Genomic DNA, 18,607 nt, shown 5'->3' on the forward strand with positions numbered 1-18,607 from the left:
GGGGCCTTTTTTATTATCCAAATCAGAAATGAAATGCAGACGGGAAGAGAACAATGACTGCAGGTAAACGTGAGGCGGACGCAAACGCCGCAGAAACGCAGGAAGCAAGCAATCCGCGCGAAATGACCGGCGCGGAAATGGTCATTCAGGCTTTGATCGATCAGGGCGTCGAGAGCATCTTCGGTTATCCCGGTGGCGCTGTGCTTCCGATCTATGACGAGCTCTTCCAGCAGGACAAGGTTCAGCACGTTCTGGTGCGTCACGAGCAGGGCGCCGGACATGCGGCGGAAGGCTACGCGCGTTCGACCGGCAAGGTTGGGGTGATGCTTGTCACATCCGGTCCGGGTGCGACCAATGCGGTCACGCCGCTTCAGGACGCTCTGATGGACTCCATTCCGCTGGTTTGCATTTCGGGCCAGGTGCCGACGACCCTGATCGGTTCCGATGCATTTCAGGAATGCGATACGATCGGCATTACACGCCCCTGCACGAAGCACAATTGGCTCGTAAAGGACGTCAACGATCTGGCGCGCATCCTGCACGAAGCCTTTCATGTCGCTTCCACCGGTCGTCCGGGTCCCGTTGTGGTCGACATTCCGAAGGATATCCAGTTCGCCAAGGGCATTTATACGCCGCCGGAAACTGCACCGCGCACCAGCTACCGTCCGGTTCTCGACGGCAATGCGCAGGCAATTTCGGATGCCGTTCGTCTGCTCGTCAATGCGAAGAAGCCCGTCATCTATTCCGGCGGCGGCGTGATCAATTCCGGCCCGGCAGCTTCCCGTCTGCTGCGCGAGCTGGTGGAGATCAGCAATTTCCCGATCACCTCCACGCTTATGGGACTGGGCGCTTATCCGGCTTCCGGCAAGAACTGGCTTGGAATGCTCGGCATGCACGGCACCTATGAAGCCAACATGAGCATGCATGACTGCGATGTCATGCTGTGTGTTGGTGCCCGTTTCGACGACCGTATCACCGGGCGCCTGAACGCATTTTCCCCGAACTCGAAGAAAATTCATATCGATATCGATCCATCTTCGATCAACAAGAATGTTCGCGTCGACGTGCCGATCATTGGCGACGTTGCCCACGTTCTGGAAGACATCGTTCGTCAGTTCCGCGCTTCTGAGAGGAAACCGGAAAAGCAGGCAATCGGCGCATGGTGGGAGCAGATCGACCGCTGGCGCTCCCGCAATTCGCTTGCCTATGCGCCGAACCGGGACGTCATCATGCCGCAATATGCAATTCAGCGGCTGTATGAACTGACAAAGGATCGCAAGACCTACATCACTACTGAGGTGGGACAGCACCAGATGTGGGCTGCGCAGTTCTATGGCTTCGAGGAGCCCAACCGCTGGCTGACCTCCGGGGGTCTCGGCACCATGGGTTATGGTCTGCCGGCGGCGCTCGGCGTGCAGATCGCGCACCCTGATGCTCTGGTTATCGATATTGCAGGCGATGCATCCATCCAGATGTGCATTCAGGAAATGTCGGCTGCGATCCAGCACAATGCACCGATCAAGATCTTCATCCTGAACAACCAGTATATGGGCATGGTGCGCCAGTGGCAGCAGCTTCTGCATGGCAACCGTCTGTCGCACTCCTACACGGAGGCGATGCCGGATTTCGTGAAGCTGGCCGAAGCCTATGGCGCGCACGGCATCCGCTGTGAAAAGCCGGGCGATCTCGATGCCGCCATTCAGGAAATGATCGATATCGACAAGCCGGTTATTTTCGATTGCCGCGTGGCAAATCTCGCCAACTGCTTCCCAATGATCCCGTCGGGCAAGGCGCATAACGAAATGCTGTTGCCGGATGAAGCAACAGATGAAGCCGTTGCCAATGCAATCGATGCCAAGGGCCGCGCGCTCGTCTGACCCGGAGGAAAGAAATCATGAACGCACAGAACCTAGCTTCCGGATCGGCCTATTTCATCGCTGCCGAAACGCAAATGCCGGAAACGCACACGCTTGCCGTCCTCGTTGACAACGAACCGGGCGTCCTTGCCCGCGTGATCGGTCTTTTCTCCGGCCGTGGCTACAATATCGAAAGCCTGACCGTTTCGGAAACCGAGCATGAAAAGCACCTCTCGCGCATCACAATCGTGACGCGCGGCACCCCGCATGTGCTCGACCAGATACGCCACCAGCTGGCCCGCATCGTGCCGGTTCACCGCGTTGTCGATCTCAGTCATCGCGCCTCGGAACTCGGCCATGATCGTCCGGTGGAACGGGAATTGGCATTGGTGAAGGTGGCCGGCAAAGGTGAGGCAAGGGCCGAGACGCTACGTCTGGCCGACGCATTCAAGGCCAAGGTGGTTGATGCGACGACAGATCATTTCATTCTGGAAATCACCGGAAAAACTGCCAAGATCGATCAGTTCATCTCGATCATGAAGCCGCTCGGTCTGGTTGAGACCTGCCGTACCGGCGTTGCGGCCATGAACCGGGGGCCGGAAGGCATGTAATAGCTTCCGAGGCGATCGATACAATATCGTTGAAAACCGGCACAATGTTTCGATTGTGCCGGTTTTTTATTGAGCTAATTTGTCCCTATAAATCGGGGCCATCCTATGTCTGTCGAAATTTTTCTGGCGCTTCTCGTCTTCGCCTTCGTCTCATCCGTTACACCGGGGCCGAACAATCTGATGCTGCTGGCATCGGGTGTAAATTTCGGTTTCCGCCGCACCATTCCGCATATGCTCGGGATTGGCGTCGGCTTCTTCGTATTGCTCCTGGCGGTCGGCTTCGGCCTCGGCGCCTTGATCGAAACGGTGCCGTCATTCTATACGGCGCTGAAGTTCGCCGGTGGCGCCTATATGCTTTATCTCGCCTGGAAAATCGCCATGTCGCGCTCCATCGGAGAAGCCAGACATCGCGATAAGAGCGTGCCGATGACTTTCCTTCAGGCGGCGGCGTTCCAGTGGGTCAATCCGAAAGCGTGGGTGATGGCAGTCACCGGCATTGCCACCTATGCCAACCATGACAATTATTATGTTGCTGTGCTTCTGGTGAGCACTGCCTTCGCGATCGTTAACTTGCCGAGCGTGTCGGTCTGGGCGGGGTTCGGAACCTTGCTGCGCAACTGGCTTTCCGATCCTATTCGGTTGAAATGGTTCAATCTTGTCATGGCTTTACTGCTCGTACTGAGCCTGTGGCCAATGCTGAAATAAAGATGAAGAGGCAGATGATGAACAAGCTTCCTACTTACGATGACGTGATCTCGGCCGCAAAGCAGATCGAAGGCCACGCGCACCACACGCCCGTATTCGCATCGTCCACAATCGACCGTGAAACCGGCGCGCAGTTCTTTTTCAAGTGTGAGAATTTTCAGCGCATCGGTGCATTCAAGTTTCGAGGCGCGTTCAACGCTTTGTCACGGTTTACAGATGAGCAAAAGGCGCGGGGTGTGCTGGCTTTTTCATCCGGCAATCATGCCCAGGCGATAGCGCTTGCAGCAAAATTGCTCGGCATCGGAGCGACTATCATCATACCCGAAGACGCGCCGCGCGCCAAGCTGGAAGCAACGCGAGGCTATGGTGCGAGGGTTGTAACCTATAACCGCTACGAAGAAGATCGCGATGCGATTTCAGGCCGGCTGGCGGAGGAGGGCGGGCTGACCCTCATTCCGCCGTTCAATCATCCCGATATCATCGCCGGCCAGGGGACTGCTGCCAAGGAACTGATCGAGGAAACCGGCCCGCTCGATGCATTGTTCGTCTGTCTCGGCGGCGGTGGCCTGCTTGCAGGTTCGGCGCTGGCCGCGAAAGCCTTGTCGCCCGCTTGCGATGTCTACGGGGTGGAACCGGAGGCTGGAAATGACGGCCAGCAATCATTTCGCTCCGGCAAGATAGTCCATATAGATGTTCCAAAGACGTTGGCGGACGGTGCGCAGACGCAGGCGCTGGGGGATATGACCTTTGCCATCATTCGCAACACCGTTCGCGATATTCTGGCGGTTGGCGACGATGAACTCGTGCAAGGCATGAAATTCTTTGCCAGCCGGATGAAGATGATCGTCGAGCCCACCGGCTGTCTTGCTTTTGCTGGAGCGCGACAGATAGCGTCGAAGCTGCACGGCAAGCGCGTAGGCGTCATCGTCAGCGGCGGTAACGTTGATCTCGACAGATTTGCAGCTTTGATGAGCAAAAACGTTTGATCACGGTTTGATCTTGTCTTCAGGCGGCGAATCCTGTCTGAAAGGGTCATGCAGTTTTCACCGGAACAGGATCAGGCGCTGAAAGCCGTGGGGTATTGGCTCAAGGACGGTCGCAGCCCCATTTTCAGATTGTTCGGCTATGCGGGTACGGGCAAGACGACGCTCGCCCGCTATTTCGCCGAGCATGTGGATGGCGATGTGCAGTTTGCTGCGTTTACCGGGAAGGCAGCTCAGGTGCTGCGTTCGAAGGGTGCCAGCAACGCTCGCACGCTTCATTCGCTCATCTATCGCCCGCGCGGTGAAGAAGCGATCGAGGACGAAACAACCGGCAAGACCTCCATTGCGCCGACCTTCTCGCTCAACCGGCAAAGCCCTGTCGCCAAAGCAGCGATGATCGTTGTGGACGAATGTTCCATGGTCGATGAAGCGCTGGGGCGGGATTTGATGAGTTTCGGCACGCCTATCCTTGTCCTTGGCGATCCGGGACAGTTGCCTCCGATTTCCGGTGGTGGGTTTTTCACGGAGCACGAGCCGGATTACCTGCTGACCGAAATTCATCGTCAGGCACAGGACAATCCGATCATCCGCATGGCGCTCGACGTGCGAGAGGGAAGGGAACTTCCCTATGGCGACCACGGCGCTGCGAAGGTTATCGGTAAAGGCGATGTCAATCAGGAGATGGTTCTGGCTGCCGATCAGGTGCTGGTCGGTACCAACCGAACGCGACGCCGCTACAATCAGCGCCTGCGGGAATTGAAGGGCTTCACTGCGGATTATCCGCAGGCCGGCGACAAGCTGGTTTGCCTTCGCAACGATCCTGCCAAGGGGCTTCTCAACGGATCATTATGGAAGGTGATGACCTCTTCCAAGGAAACCGTGAAGCCGGGCATCAACCTGCTTGTTACGCCCGAGGACGATGACCGCGGCGTTGCGAAGATCAAGCTGTTGAAGGCGCAGTTCGAAGATCCGGACAGTGAAATTCCGTGGCAGACCAAAAAGCGTTATGACGATTTCGATTATGGCTATGCCTTGACGGTTCATAAAGCGCAGGGCTCCCAATGGGACGAAGTGGTGCTTTTTGACGAAAGTTTTGCGTTCCGCGATACGCGTGAGCGCTGGCTTTACACGGCCATTACCCGCGCCGCCGAACGCCTGACTATCGTAAAATAATCATTCTTCCGTCGGTCTTGCGCCGAGCCATTCCCATGCCTCGTTTTCTTCATCCGCTTCAAATGCACGGAGTTCTATCGAGAGGAACGGCTGCATGAGGGTTATGCTGGCCTGTATCCACAGGGGACCGCCCACGATAGCATAGCGGCGAAGCTTTTTGAGCGATTTGGCGCGCATGGACAACATGCTCTCCGAAAATGCAGCGGTCCAGTCGAACCCCTCATAGCCGGTGAGACGGACCAGAAGATCGATTTCGTCGTGAGTTTCGTAAGCGGCATCGAGAAGTCCGTAGAGGTTCTCCAGCGATGCGTCGTCAAGATGTCCCTCGATTGCAAAGGCAAAAACGTCATCCCGGTTTGTTGGAATACGGCGAATGACGGGTATGTCCTCATTTCGCATCATAGACCTCCATCATTGATCAGATTCAAACGCCGAAGCGGGGTCAAAGGTTGCGTCCAGCGCCAAATTGATACGAACTGGAAAAGCTCTGCAAACCCAGTTTGTTACAACCAATTTGCGCGGTTGGGGATTGCGGGCGCGGTGCGACGGCAAAACACTCACATTTTTTCATGGCAGGCGTTATAAAGCGGAATATTCATCCGGGAGTCTCCAATGCCTGCGAAATTATCGGTCAATCTCAACGCTGTTGCGATGCTGCGAAACCGGCGCGATTTGCCATGGCCAAGCGTCACCGGTCTGGGCCGCGCCGCGCTCGCTGCAGGGGCCGCCGGATTGACGGTGCATCCGCGTCCAGACCAGCGTCACATCCGGTTTTCCGACCTCGGCGACATACGCGCTTTGATCGATGACGAGTTTCCGCAGGCGGAGTTCAATATCGAAGGTTTTCCAAGCGAGGCATTTCTGGATCTCGTGGAGAAGCATCAGCCTGAGCAGGTGACGCTTGTGCCTGATGATCCGACACAGGCGACCTCTGATCACGGCTGGGATTTCGTATCGAAGTCTGATTTCCTCGTGCCGATAGTAACTCGCCTGAAAGCAGGTGGAATGAGGGTGTCGTTGTTCGCCGACCCCGATCCGTTGGGATACGAACGCGCAAAGGCTATCGGGGCGGACCGGGTGGAACTCTATACCGGTCCCTACGGCGCTACCTACGACGATCCGGCTGCCGCGGTGCACGAACTGGATCGTCTGGAAAAGGCTGCAAATGTTGCCACGGCGTTGGGATTGGCCATCAATGCCGGGCATGATCTGACAGTAGATAATCTGCCCGCGCTCGTTAAACGTGTTCCTCAACTGAACGAAGTTTCCATCGGGCATGGATTGACCGCCGATGCCCTCATGTATGGGATGCCGACGACGGTAAGCCGCTATATCGCGGCCTTGCGATAGATGTTATTCAATGCGCTTGATGCATGGCTGGGATTGGAGCTCTGCAAAAAGCGCATTTGCATTCGGATGCGACAAGCTATAGGCGTCCGCCACTATTCAGATGCGTTTGGGGGCGCGCAGGATCGTATGAGGGAAGCATTGAAGCAGTTCTCCGACGTCTGCTTTGCGCGCTGCGGCATTTGCAATGTTGTTGCATTCGTGCAGATTGCTACGTTCAGTCGACGCCATGACCATGATTGAAACTGGTCGGAGGAAGGCTTGGCAGCGATGCCGCAATTCGCAACTTTTTGCGAATACGCTCATTATCTCAATTCGATCCCAGTAACTCCAGCCAGAACGTTTTCAGGAAGTTGCGAGGTGCCTGCATATGAGCGGCGAGCTAAATGGCAATGACACGCCGATGCAGGCTGGTGTGCCTGCAGTCGGTGTTCCTGAAAGCGTTGCGTTTGCTGAAGATGCCGGGCAACACAATGAGAGCATGAAGACGCTGGTGCTAGGAGCATTGGGTGTCGTCTATGGCGACATCGGCACCAGCCCTATCTACGCTTTTCGTGAAGCGCTTCATGCGGCGGCAAGTGACGGCATTCTCGCCCGCAGCGATATTCTGGGCGTCGTTTCGCTGATCTTCTGGGCGCTGACACTGGTTGTCACAATCAAATATGTGCTGTTTGTTCTGCGTGCAGACAATAATGGCGAAGGTGGCATTCTTTCGCTGATGGCCCTTGTCAGAAGTGCGTTGAAAGGCAGGCCGGACCTGATCCTGGGGGTAGGCATCTGCGGCGCGGCGCTGTTCTTCGGCGATGCGGTCATCACGCCCGCCATATCGGTCCTTTCGGCAATGGAAGGGCTGGAGATTGTCGCTCCCGATCTTACGCCTTTCGTGGTTCCCATAACCGTCGTTATTCTTGTGACGCTGTTCTCCGTACAAAAATTGGGAACGGGAAAGGTTGCCATCGTCTTCGGACCGATCATGGCATTGTGGTTTCTGGCGCTGGGCGCGTCGGGTCTATGGCATATTTTCGATGATCCTACCGTGATGGTGGCGCTCAATCCCTATTATGCGGTGCGCTTTCTGGTGGTCAGCCCCGGCATCGCATTCATTACGGTCGGCGCCGTGTTTCTCGCAATGACGGGCGCTGAAGCCCTTTACGCCGATCTCGGCCATTTTGGGCGCAAGCCGATTGTCCGTGCATGGCTCTGGATCGTTTTTCCATGCCTGCTGCTCAACTATTTCGGGCAGGCTGCGTTCATTCTTTCTCACGGTGAAGCGGCTGCGCTGCCGTTCTTCCAGATGATGCCAAGTTTCGCACTCCTGCCCATGGTGTTGCTTGCCACCGCTGCGACCGTGATAGCGAGTCAGGCGGTTATTACCGGCGCCTACTCGGTGGCGCGTCAGGCCGTTCAGCTCAACATTCTTCCGCGCCTGGAAATCCAGCACACCTCGGAAAAGCTGCACGGCCAGATTTATATCCCGCGCGTCAACCTGCTTCTGGGGCTGGCAGTGGTCATTCTGGTGCTCGGTTTCGAGAAATCCAGCAATCTTGCGGCGGCCTACGGCATTGCCGTTACCGGCAACATGCTCGTGACGACGGTTCTGCTTTATATCGTGATGACCCGTATCTGGAACTGGCGTGTAAGCCGCGCCCTGCCATTTATTCTCGGCTTCCTTGTCATCGACATCATGTTTTTCAGTGCGAACGTCATCAAGGTTCACGAAGGTGGGTGGGCGTCGATCGGTATCGCAGTGGTGCTGGTCCTCATCATGTGGACCTGGGTGCGGGGAACGCGGCACCTGTTTCACAAGACCCGCAAGGCTGAAGTTCCGCTGGACCTGATCGTCCAGCAAATGACCAAGCGTCCGCCTACCATCGTGCCGGGTACGGCTGTTTTTCTGACGGGCGACCCAAAAAGCGCTCCGACCGCGCTCATGCATAGCCTGAAACACTACAAGGTCCTGCACGAAAACAATGTCATATTGACGGTTGTGACCGCTTCGAAGCCATGGGTTTCGAGTGCCGACCGGGCACGGGTGTCCCAATATAACGAGCGCTTCATGCAGGTGACGCTCACTTTCGGCTATATGCAACAGCCTAACATTCCGCGGGCGCTCGGCATCTGTCGCAAACTCGGCTGGAAATTTGACATCATGACCACGTCTTTCTTCCTGTCGCGCCGGTCACTCAAGGCATCCGCTCATTCCGGCCTGCCGCTCTGGCAGGACAAGCTATTCATCCTGCTTGCGCGCACGGCATCAGACGCAACCGAATATTTCCAGATACCGACAGGGCGAGTGGTGGAAATTGGAACGCAGGTAAACCTCTAAACCTGCTTGAACCGACAATTTTACAGGGCGCCTTCCCGGCTTCGGGAGGGCGCTTTTTGCGTTCTATGCGCACCGAACTGAATTCTGCAGTAGCGAACTGTAATTTTCGAAAACACGCTTGACCGTGGCGGGAACAATAAGTATGAATTGGGGAACCGTACCGTACGGTACAAGGTGGAGGGAAAGACCCGTGACTGATACCAGCGACGAATTGCAGGCTCAAAAGCAGCAGGCTCTTTCGCCGCGTCAGAACGATGTTCTGGAGCAGGCGTTGCGCCTTCTAGTGGAAGGCGGGGACCGCGCTTTGACGACGGCAAGTATTGCACGTGCCGCCAACTGCTCGAAGGAAAGCCTCTACAAATGGTTTGGCGACCGCGATGGCCTGTTAACGGCGATGGTGCGCTGGCAGGCGTCGAAGGTTCGCGTTGTGCCGCTGACGCGTGAGAAGCTCGATGCGGAGTCCCTGTTTTCCAGTCTGGAGCATTTCGCGCGCGACTGGCTTCTGGTGCTGTCGGGGAAGACCTCGATTGCCCTGAACCGCCTTGCGGTGAGCCACGCAGCGTCCGCTAAATCCGCATTGGGCGATATCGTCCTGGCCAACGGCCCTGTTGCGATGGCCAAGCGCCTCAAGCCCATTCTGCATATGGGGCAGGAGGCCGGTTTGCTGACCTTCGACGATATCGATGAGGCATTTCGCACGTTTTTCGGGCTCGTCGTCCGGGACATGCAAATACGGTTGCTGCTTGGCGACCATCTGGAACTGACTGACGACGTGGTCATCCGGGACGCCCGGCGCGCCACCAAGCAGTTTTTTGCCCTCTACGGGGCCTAATCACATCGGCGGACGCGAGAAAGCCGAAGAACAATCTGAACGAAGGGAATAAGGAAATGCGCGTTTACTACGATCGGGATGCAGACGTTAACCTGATCAAGTCGAAGAAGGTGGTTATCGTCGGTTACGGCAGCCAGGGCCGTGCCCATGCGCTGAACCTCAAGGATTCCGGTGCCGCTAACGTGCGCGTGGCCCTTCGTGAAGGTTCTGCGACTGCGAAGAAGGCACAGGCTGACGGCTTTGAAGTGATGAATGTTGCCGATGCCGCCAAGTGGGCCGACCTCATGATGATGGCAACGCCTGATGAGTTGCAGGCCGACATCTACAAGGAGCACATTCACGACAATCTTCGTGATGGCGCTGCTATCGCCTTCGCCCATGGCCTCAATGTCCATTTCGGCCTCATCGAGCCGAAGAAGTCGGTTGACGTCGTCATGATCGCGCCGAAGGGTCCAGGCCATACGGTTCGCGGCGAATACCAGAAGGGCGGCGGCGTACCTTGCCTCATCGCCATTCACCAGGATGCCTCGGGCAACGCACACGATCTGGCGCTCTCCTACGCTTCGGGCGTCGGCGGCGGTCGTTCGGGCGTCATCGAAACCACCTTCAAGGAAGAGTGCGAAACCGATCTGTTCGGCGAACAGGCTGTTCTTTGCGGCGGCGTGGTCGAACTGATCCGTACCGGCTTTGAAGTTCTGGTCGAAGCTGGCTATGCGCCGGAAATGGCGTATTTCGAGTGCCTGCACGAAATGAAGCTGATCGTGGACCTGATCTACGAAGGCGGCATCGCCAACATGAACTACTCGATCTCGAATACGGCCGAGTGGGGCGAATACGTGACCGGCCCGCGCATCATCACTGCCGAAACCAAGGCTGAAATGAAGCGCGTCCTGAAAGACATCCAGACGGGCAAGTTCACGTCGGACTGGATGCAGGAGTGGAAGGCCGGCGCTGCCCGCTTCAAGGGTATCCGCCGCATGAACGATGCTCACCAGATCGAAGAAGTCGGCGACAAGTTGCGCGCAATGATGCCGTGGATTGAAAAGAACAAGCTCGTGGACAAGGCTCGCAACTAAGAGACTTCAGCTTCCATTGTTCGATCAAGGGGGCGTTTCATGCGCCCCCTTAATAGTTGGCGTCCCAGAAGGCTTATGCGTTCGTTGCGAACGAAAAGAACTCAAATTCTGCGCCAGTTTTTCGTTTCATGCACTTAAAGGCCCAAAACAATTCCGAATATCTTTATTCCATAGAAGCATGGGAAAAGCTGTTCTCGTCTGCCGAAAAGTGCGCTAGAGCTTCACATCCAATAGCCAAGTTCTGAGGAGACTTCGCTATTACAAGTTCCGTAAAATCTACGGATAGTCTAATTGAGGAGATTTCCCGTGTTGGACTGGGAAAATGTATTTGCAACGCGCTCGAAACGTATGCGCGCATCAGAAATCCGCGAACTGCTGAAGCTTCTGGAACGTCCCGATATTATTTCGTTTGCGGGCGGAATTCCTGATCCGGCGCTTTTCCCGCATGACGAATTCCAGGCGGCCTATAAGGATATTCTTACCGGCCCCGAAGCCAATGCAGCGCTGCAATATTCCATTTCGGAAGGCTACAAGCCGCTGCGCACCTGGCTCGTCGGTGAGCTTGCCAAGATCGGCATTCCCTGCACGGAAGACAATGTGTTCATCACATCGGGTTCCCAGCAGGCGCTCGACTATCTGGGCAAGCTGTTCCTGTCGCCTGCCGACACGGCGCTCGTGACCGCACCGACCTATCTCGGCGCGCTCCAGGCCTTCAACGCTTACGAGCCCAATTACGATATACTGGCGATCAAGGGCAATCGCACGCCGGAATCCTATGCGCAGGCAGCGGAAAAAGCTGGCGGTCAGGTGAAGTTCGCTTATCTGTCTGCCGATTTCAGCAATCCGACGGGCGAAACCGTCGATCTTGCTGGCCGCGAGAAACTGCTCGCACAGGCGGATGAACTTGACATTCCGGTGATCGAGGACGCGGCTTACCAGTATCTTCGCTACAATGGCGATGCGATTTCGCCGATCCTGGCACTCGACATTGCCCGTAACGGCGGCGATATCGAGAAGACCCGCACCATCTATTGCGGTTCCTTCTCCAAGACGCTGGCTCCGGGCCTGCGCGTCGGCTATGTGGTGGCGTCGAAGCCGGTTATTCGCAAGCTTGTTCTGATGAAGCAGGCAGCGGACCTTCACTCTTCCACGATCAACCAGATCGCCATTCAGCGCGTTGCCAGCAGTGGCTTCGATGCTCAGGTAGCGAAGCTGCACAGGGTTTATAAGCACCGTCGCGACAAGATGCTCGAAGCGCTGGCGAAATATATGCCGGAGACCACGAGTTGGACGAAGCCTGAGGGCGGCATGTTCGTCTGGGTCACGTTGCCGGAAGGCATGGATGGAGCTGCACTGCTTGCCGCGTCCATCGATAGCGAAAAAGTCGCGTTCGTTCCGGGCCGCGCTTTCTTTGCTGACGGCAGCGGAGCCAATACACTGCGCCTCAGCTATTCCTGCGCCAATGACGAGATGATCGATGAAGGCATCAAGCGGCTTGGTCGCCTGATACGCGCTCACACAAAATCTGCCGCTGCCTAAGCCGCAGATGTAAAAGCCGGGTTCTGACCCGGCTTTTTTCTTACTGGAAGGGTGAATTGCAGCCCGTTCTCGGACCGGCTATCGGCTGGTAGGTGTTGTCGGATGTTCGATAGCTGCGATAGCGGTTCGAACACCACTGGATATGGTTGCTGCTCGGGCGCGCGCCGGCGGTCGGCGGCTGCATCGTGCGCCGATATTGCAGGGCATCGCCGTTCTTGTAATTTAATACGCCGTGTTCGGTAATATAAGTTCCGCTTTCCCGGCAAAGTGTCGAACCGTAGCAATTGCGGGCGCTCGGGTCGGTGCGATTGGCTCCCGCCTGACCGCCGATAATCAAAGGGCCGCTCGGCTTCAACGAGGGAAGATACTGGCTGTTGCGAAGTTCGACGGCTGACCCCGCACTCGCAATACCGGCAACGAAAAGTCCGGTCAGTATCGTCAGGTGCAGTAGGTTTCGCATCGTCTCGGCTCGCTTCAATGACGTTTCTCCCGGTATATGGGTACTTTTGAAACCCAAGTCACGGTTTCAGCAGAAATTTATTGGTTTCGGAATTCATCCTCTTGCCAATCGCCCGGCAAGCGGAGAGATTGCGCATGCATGTTTACAATAGCTACCTTCAATGTCGAAAACCTGATGCGCCGGTTCGATTTTTCCGGCTTTCGCAATGAATTGCATCAGGATCGCACCTTGCAACTCTTTGAAATCAGCGATGAGGCGCAATATCGCCTTCTCGAGCAGGCACGGGCCATTGCGCATGCCGACGATACGCGCCAGATGACGGCCCTTGCTATCGCCGAAACACGCGCCGACATTCTTTGCCTGCAGGAAGTGGACAACCTCGCTGCGCTGAATGCATTCGAGTATGGCTATCTTTTCAAGATGATAGGCCATGGCTTCCGGCATAAATACCTGATTGACGGAAACGACAGCCGTGGCATCGATGTCGCCGTTATGATGCGCGACACCACACGGGACGGCCAGCCCATTGAGGTTGATGAGGTCACAAGCTACGCCTACGTAACCTATAATGATTTCGGCCTGTACGAGCCTGCCCTCGGCGAACTCGGACTTGAAGCCCATGACCGCATCTTCAAGCGGGATTGCCTTAATGTGGATATTCGTATTGCCGGAAAGCCGCTGTCGCTTTTCGTGACACATCTGAAATCGATGACGGGCGCGCGCAACGGCTTTGATGGACGAACTTCCTCTTTGCCGGTGCGTCGCGCGGAAGCGCGAGCGATACGCCGTATCATCGAAGACAAGTTCGGTCCTTCCAATGTTGCCAATCGCCGCTGGCTGATTTGCGGTGACTTCAATGACTATCGCGAGCGGATCATCATCGGAGGCGATGAATGGAACGGTTACGAATTCACGCCAATGGTCGAGGAAGAAAGTGCGCTGGACGTGCTTCTGGGAGACGGGTTTGCGGTCAACCTGGTCGAACGCCGTCCCGTGATGGACCGCTGGACGCTCTATCACACGCGCGGGCCGCAAGAGCGCCATCTCTGCCAGCTTGACTACATCATGGCGTCGCCTTCATTCGCGAAGAAGAATGAAAGAGCGGTTCCCAACATCATTCGGCGCGGGCAGCCGTGGCGCACGATTTTTCCGCCGGGTCAGCAGATCGACCGCTATCCCCGAACCGGGTGGGATCGTCCGAAGGCAAGCGATCATTGCCCGGTTGCAGTGACGCTGAATATGGTTTGAATGATGGAACAGGTCCGCGAAAACACCGTCCATATAATCGACCGTGCGGATGTGCGGGTGCTGCCCGGTTCTTTGCCATATACGGTGGAGAACAGCGAAGCGATTGCTTCGAACTGGACGAAAGAGCGGGCTGCGAACCCGACCTTGTTCGATGGTGAGTTTTATCTCGCCCCGCAAGCGGAATTGACGGGCGGTCTATTTAAAGCCGGTTTCAAGCGTACAAGTTTTGCGACATTGATGCACTGGCGACGTGACGTATCGCAGGAACGTCCTTGGCACATTTTCGGCGTCGGTGTGATTGTCTCCAGCGAGGGTCATCTGATCGCAGGCCGCATGGGGGTGCAGAATGCGGGAGCCGGAAGGGTTTATTTTCCGGCTGGCTCGATCGACGATAACGATATTGTCGACGGATATGTCGACTATGATGCCAATCGCAGGCGAGAGGTTCAGGAAGAAACCGGTCTCGATCTTCATGACGCCAGAGCGGAGCAGCAAATCAATCTCGTGACTGGCAATCGCAGCGTTGCGCTTTTCCGCCGTTATTATTTTGACGCGCCATCGACGGAGCTGGTGTCGCGGATCGAGCAGTACTTGGCTGATGAGGCCGAGCCCGAGCTGTCAGAGATCATTCCGGTGAAGGCAGCAGGGGCGATGGGCGAGGCCACGCCGAGTTATGTGCGAGCCTTCGCGGACTGGCATTTTAACAATCTCTAAAACTTGGTCAGACTTGCAGATGACAGCGCCACGAAATTGTCTATGCTCGCAGATAACGCGCAGCATGAAGCATCGGAGTGAAATCGCCTTTGCAATTTGTCTTGTGAGCATGTCGTGGGGAGAATGAGGGATGAGTGAAGCCGCTGTTTCCGGCAGATTTTACGAGGTTTTCGACGTTTTCGCCGACAAGGCTCTGGCTGGAAATCCGCTGGCTGTGGTTCATGACAGCGAAGGTTTGAACGATACGCGCATGCAGGCCATCGCACGCGAGTTCAATCTTTCTGAAACGGTGTTCATTTTCCCGCCGAGCAATCCGGCGCATGAGGCGGCGGTGCGTATCTTCACGCCTGATTATGAGCTTCCCTTTGCCGGGCACCCTACGGTGGGTGCGGCGGTTTCGCTCGCCCGACGCCGCAAGACGGGGGATGAGACGGACAGGCTCGTCGCTCTGGAAGAGAAGGTCGGCATTGTTCGGTGTGGCGTGATACTTGGCGAGAACAGCGCTTTCGCCGAGTTCGATCTCCCCCGCCTTCCGGAACGGCTCGAGGTCAAGATCGAAAAGGAAGAGGCCGCCGCCGCAATCGGTCTCGGCACACACGAGATCGGATTCGAGAACCATGTGCCCGCAGTCTGGAGTGCGGGTACACCCTATCTGCTGGTGCCGGTCCATAATCTGATAGCGGCAGCAAAAGTGTCCATTGATCCGGTCTATGTCAATGAAAGCCTGCCGCACGTCGATGGCCGTCCCTTGCCGATTTATGTCTATTGCCGCGAAACAATTCTGTTCGACAGCAATTTCCATGCACGCATGTTTGTAACGGGCGCCAATGTCTATGAAGATCCGGCTACCGGTTCTGCAGCGGCTGCCTTTGCAGGCATGATCCAGAAAAACGACAAGCCTGTTGATGGCAGTTCGCAGTGGTGGATCGAGCAAGGTATGGAGATGGGGCGGCCTTCGCGGATTCGCCTTGAACTGGACGTTGCCAAACAGCAGCTTACAGGTGCCCGGATCGGCGGAACCGCAGTCAAGATCGCGGAAGGACGTCTCTTCATCTGATAAAATTACCGCCCCTGCGCTTTGATTACGGTCAAAGCTGGAACGCCGCCCTATGTTAACCTGTCGGCAGACAAGCAAACGGCGGAGCTGAGCCATGATGATCAGGGAAATGTCGGATTACGATATCCGGAACATGATACAGCACACCCAGTTGGGGCGGCTGGCTTACGTTCTCGACAATCGCCCGTATATCCTACCACTGAGTTTCCGGTTTAGCGGCGGTTCACTCTATTGTTTTACGACCGAGGGCCATAAAACCGACGCCTTGCGCAAGAACGATGCGGTTTGCATCCTTTTCGATCAGATTGAATCCCGGACCAGCTGGCGCACCGTAGTGCTGAACGGCCGATATCGGGAGATCGAACGCGAAGACGAAAAAAACTCGATCGTCGCGCTCATGGCTTCGGAGCCAACCTGGTGGGAACCCGCCTACACAAAAACGGTTGCCAAAGACGGTCACGAACGCAAACTTGCGCCAGTCTTTTTTCGCGTTGATATCGAAAGCGCAACAGGTCATCAGGCCGGCTGAAATAAGGGCCGGCATTTCAGGCCGGGCTCGACTTCGTGTTACTTTACGACCAGAACCGGTGTGTTGCCGCGGGTCAGGACTTCATGGGTCTGACTGCCGAGAAGCATGCCCTTCAGTCCGCGACGACCATGGGAAGCCATGACGATGAGATCGTTGCGCAGTTCCTTGGCTGTCTCAATGATGGATGTCGCCGGATGCGGGGCAACCTCATGCAGCGTATGAACTTCGACTTCCGCTTCGTTCGCCAGCTCGCGCGCACGCGCGAGGGTTTTATCGGCATACTCGTTCCATTCCTGCTCGAAACGCTCGATGAAAGCAGGGCTATCGGTCCAGCCGCCCGGAAGCCCCGAAACCGAATAGGGCGCGGTCACCGTCAACACGGTCACCTTCGCACCAACGCTATGCGCCAGCTTAAATGCGTGGGCAAGGCCGCGCTCTGCAAACTCCGACCCATCGGTCGTGACGAGAATATTCTTGTACATGTTGCCCTCGCTGTCGGTTTTCAATCTTTAACCTAATGTTTTAAACAGCCATATCAAACCCCTTGCCTGACAAGTTGTTTAGACGGAACGAATTCATGCCCCTCGATTGCGATGCATTTCATGCCAGCTGGATAGCGACGGTCCTCAATCTCGATTGGCCGTCGCGCAGTTCCTCTCGGATCGAGGACGATGCCGAACGTGTAAAGCGCCAGAAAGAAGAACTTGTCAGGCTTTTTGACGAGGCGGCCGAGCACGGTATCAACGCCGTCATTTTTCAGGTTTCGCCCACTGCCGATGCGTTTTACCAGTCAGCCTATTTGCCGTGGTCGTCCTATCTGACGGGAACGCTAGGCAAAAATCCGGGCTTCGATCCGCTGAAATTTGCGGTTCAGGAAGCGCATAAGCGGGGCATAGAACTGCACGCTTGGTTGAACCCCTATCGCGTTTCGATGGATACAAAGCCGTCAACCCGCAAGGAGTTGCGAAATTCGTCGAAGGAGTCGCCAGCCAGCGTATATAAAACCCACCCGGCCTGGGTTGGCGTATCGGCGGATCGTTATGTTCTCGATCCCGGCATTCCGGCCGTTCGCGAATGGGTGACGAATGTTACCGCTGAGGTTGTTCAGAAATATGATGTCGATGGCATTCAGTTCGATGACTATTTCTACTATGAAACTGCATCGTCGAGACTCGATGACGATAAATCCTATGCACAGTTCGGGACGCGTTTTTCGAGCAAATATGAATGGCGTCGCTACAATACCCATACGCTGGTGCGGCAGATTTCCGACAAGATAGAATCAATCAAACCGAATGTTCGTTTCGGCATCAGTCCGAGCGGCGTCTGGCGCAATGCCGCTGACGATCCGCGCGGTTCTGCAACCCGCGCCGGGAAAACCAATTACGATGGAGATTTTGCCGACACCCGGCGCTGGGTGAAGGAGGGGATGATCGATTATATTGCGCCGCAGATTTACTGGTCCTTCGGAAGGAAGGAAGCGTCCTACGGGACGATTGCCAGATGGTGGGCAGAGACGGTTCGGGGGACGCAGACCGACCTTTATATCGGTCTGGCGCTTTATCGGGCCGGCGCCGGGACTACACTCGAGCCCGGATGGGAGGCTGGCGATGGCGTGACAGAAATCAAGCGCCAGCTCGAACTCAATGATGCATTACCGGAAGTGAAGGGAAGCATTCTATTCCGTCAGGGGTTTCTCTCCGATCCGAAGCTCGGAGCTGTCTCGAACTATCTGAAGAAGACATGGGGCAAATGCAGGCCACGAAAAAACTGACTGGGAAAACGATCATAGTTCGCGGAATTGTCTCCTGTTTGATTGAAATCAAAGAGCTTCCTATGAGCGGGTGCTAACTAGCCATCGTTGCCGGGTTCCACCAGAGCCGGTGACCCGGGGTGCCGAGGCCCTACTCGAAAGGCACCCCGGCTAAATCAATCTGTCGAGCGCATGAGCGCGATCTTTCTGCAACGTCGCCTGTCGGCAGCCAGCGGGTGCTGTCGGCGTTGCTCCCCTCTGTTTCATCAAATCAGCACCCGCGTCTCCAACGACATCGATGTTTTAGCTGTTCTTGATCCTAATCAAGGCGAACGGTTTCGGCGATGGCTAGAGCAGACCCAGCCGGGAGTTTGCGATTCTGGATCGCTTCCCCCAAT

The 18,607-nt window shown here is 56.1% G+C and carries 18 protein-coding genes; 15 read left to right on the forward strand and 3 right to left on the reverse strand.

Annotation, left to right across the window (positions count from 1 at the left end; translation table 11 throughout):
• Window positions 1-53 precede the first annotated feature (53 nt).
• From ACS5UA_RS01490 to ACS5UA_RS01510, 5 genes are all read left to right on the forward strand, one after another.
• Window positions 54-1,877, forward strand: coding sequence for an acetolactate synthase 3 large subunit (locus ACS5UA_RS01490; protein ID WP_021586845.1), 1,824 nt, complete (start codon window positions 54-56; stop codon window positions 1,875-1,877).
• 17 nt (window positions 1,878-1,894) lie between these two features.
• Window positions 1,895-2,467, forward strand: coding sequence for an acetolactate synthase small subunit (gene ilvN, locus ACS5UA_RS01495; RefSeq protein ID WP_006467176.1), 573 nt, complete (start codon window positions 1,895-1,897; stop codon window positions 2,465-2,467).
• Window positions 2,468-2,572: 105 nt separating this feature from the next.
• The gene (locus ACS5UA_RS01500) at window positions 2,573-3,172 is read left to right on the forward strand and encodes a LysE family translocator (protein WP_112701630.1); all 600 of its coding nucleotides are present in this window, start codon (window positions 2,573-2,575) and stop codon (window positions 3,170-3,172) included.
• A gap of 17 nt (window positions 3,173-3,189) precedes the next feature.
• Window positions 3,190-4,158, forward strand: a complete 969-nt coding sequence (locus ACS5UA_RS01505) for a threo-3-hydroxy-L-aspartate ammonia-lyase (protein WP_443101109.1) — start codon at window positions 3,190-3,192, stop codon at window positions 4,156-4,158.
• Between the two features lie 48 nt (window positions 4,159-4,206).
• Window positions 4,207-5,328, forward strand: coding sequence for an ATP-dependent DNA helicase (locus ACS5UA_RS01510; protein WP_112701631.1), 1,122 nt, complete (start codon window positions 4,207-4,209; stop codon window positions 5,326-5,328).
• Here the strand turns inward: ACS5UA_RS01510 and ACS5UA_RS01515 are convergent, their stop codons facing one another.
• Window positions 5,329-5,727, reverse strand: a complete 399-nt coding sequence (locus tag ACS5UA_RS01515) for a SpoIIAA family protein (protein ID WP_031352391.1) — start codon at window positions 5,725-5,727, stop codon at window positions 5,329-5,331. It lies immediately after the preceding gene.
• 213 nt (window positions 5,728-5,940) lie between these two features.
• Between ACS5UA_RS01515 and ACS5UA_RS01520 the strand changes: the two genes are divergently transcribed.
• The 5 genes from ACS5UA_RS01520 (at window position 5,941) to ACS5UA_RS01540 (ending at window position 12,448) form a co-directional block, all read left to right on the forward strand.
• Window positions 5,941-6,678 (forward strand): pyridoxine 5'-phosphate synthase, encoded by a 738-nt coding sequence (locus ACS5UA_RS01520; protein WP_112701632.1) that lies wholly within the window; start codon window positions 5,941-5,943, stop codon window positions 6,676-6,678.
• A gap of 367 nt (window positions 6,679-7,045) precedes the next feature.
• Window positions 7,046-9,001: a potassium transporter Kup gene (locus ACS5UA_RS01525; protein ID WP_112701633.1), complete on the forward strand. Its 1,956-nt coding sequence runs from the start codon at window positions 7,046-7,048 to the stop codon at window positions 8,999-9,001.
• Between the two features lie 190 nt (window positions 9,002-9,191).
• The gene (locus ACS5UA_RS01530) at window positions 9,192-9,833 is read left to right on the forward strand and encodes a TetR/AcrR family transcriptional regulator (RefSeq protein WP_021586838.1); all 642 of its coding nucleotides are present in this window, start codon (window positions 9,192-9,194) and stop codon (window positions 9,831-9,833) included.
• 56 nt (window positions 9,834-9,889) lie between these two features.
• Window positions 9,890-10,909 carry a ketol-acid reductoisomerase gene (ilvC, locus tag ACS5UA_RS01535; protein WP_443101110.1) on the forward strand — a complete coding sequence of 340 codons (1,020 nt, stop codon included), beginning with the start codon at window positions 9,890-9,892 and terminating at the stop codon, window positions 10,907-10,909.
• Between the two features lie 306 nt (window positions 10,910-11,215).
• Window positions 11,216-12,448: an aminotransferase-like domain-containing protein gene (locus tag ACS5UA_RS01540; RefSeq protein WP_031346792.1), complete on the forward strand. Its 1,233-nt coding sequence runs from the start codon at window positions 11,216-11,218 to the stop codon at window positions 12,446-12,448.
• Window positions 12,449-12,488: 40 nt separating this feature from the next.
• Here the strand turns inward: ACS5UA_RS01540 and ACS5UA_RS01545 are convergent, their stop codons facing one another.
• Entirely contained in the window at window positions 12,489-12,908 is a 420-nt protein-coding gene (locus ACS5UA_RS01545) for a BA14K family protein (protein WP_021586659.1), read from the reverse strand.
• A gap of 138 nt (window positions 12,909-13,046) precedes the next feature.
• On the opposite strand from ACS5UA_RS01545, the gene ACS5UA_RS01550 reads away from it, so the two are divergent.
• The 4 genes from ACS5UA_RS01550 to ACS5UA_RS01565 all read left to right on the forward strand — a co-directional run bounded on the left by ACS5UA_RS01550 (window position 13,047) and on the right by ACS5UA_RS01565 (window position 16,456).
• Window positions 13,047-14,156, forward strand: coding sequence for an endonuclease/exonuclease/phosphatase family protein (locus tag ACS5UA_RS01550; RefSeq protein ID WP_021586660.1), 1,110 nt, complete (start codon window positions 13,047-13,049; stop codon window positions 14,154-14,156).
• A 3-nt stretch (window positions 14,157-14,159) separates the two neighbouring features.
• Window positions 14,160-14,870, forward strand: coding sequence for an NUDIX hydrolase (locus ACS5UA_RS01555; protein WP_031346687.1), 711 nt, complete (start codon window positions 14,160-14,162; stop codon window positions 14,868-14,870).
• 130 nt (window positions 14,871-15,000) lie between these two features.
• Window positions 15,001-15,927: a PhzF family phenazine biosynthesis protein gene (locus ACS5UA_RS01560; protein WP_021586662.1), complete on the forward strand. Its 927-nt coding sequence runs from the start codon at window positions 15,001-15,003 to the stop codon at window positions 15,925-15,927.
• 94 nt (window positions 15,928-16,021) lie between these two features.
• Window positions 16,022-16,456 carry a pyridoxamine 5'-phosphate oxidase family protein gene (locus ACS5UA_RS01565; RefSeq protein WP_021586663.1) on the forward strand — a complete coding sequence of 145 codons (435 nt, stop codon included), beginning with the start codon at window positions 16,022-16,024 and terminating at the stop codon, window positions 16,454-16,456.
• Between the two features lie 38 nt (window positions 16,457-16,494).
• On the opposite strand, the gene ACS5UA_RS01570 is transcribed toward ACS5UA_RS01565, so the two are convergent.
• Window positions 16,495-16,938: a universal stress protein gene (locus ACS5UA_RS01570; protein ID WP_021586664.1), complete on the reverse strand. Its 444-nt coding sequence runs from the start codon at window positions 16,936-16,938 to the stop codon at window positions 16,495-16,497.
• Between the two features lie 95 nt (window positions 16,939-17,033).
• Here ACS5UA_RS01570 and ACS5UA_RS01575 point away from each other — a divergent pair, with 95 nt between their 5' ends.
• The gene (locus ACS5UA_RS01575) at window positions 17,034-18,230 is read left to right on the forward strand and encodes a glycoside hydrolase family 10 protein (RefSeq protein ID WP_443101111.1); all 1,197 of its coding nucleotides are present in this window, start codon (window positions 17,034-17,036) and stop codon (window positions 18,228-18,230) included.
• The last annotated feature ends 377 nt before the right edge of the window (window positions 18,231-18,607 follow it).

Source organism: Brucella sp. RRSP16, assembly GCF_052246815.1.
Classification (GTDB): domain Bacteria; phylum Pseudomonadota; class Alphaproteobacteria; order Rhizobiales; family Rhizobiaceae; genus Brucella; species Brucella intermedia.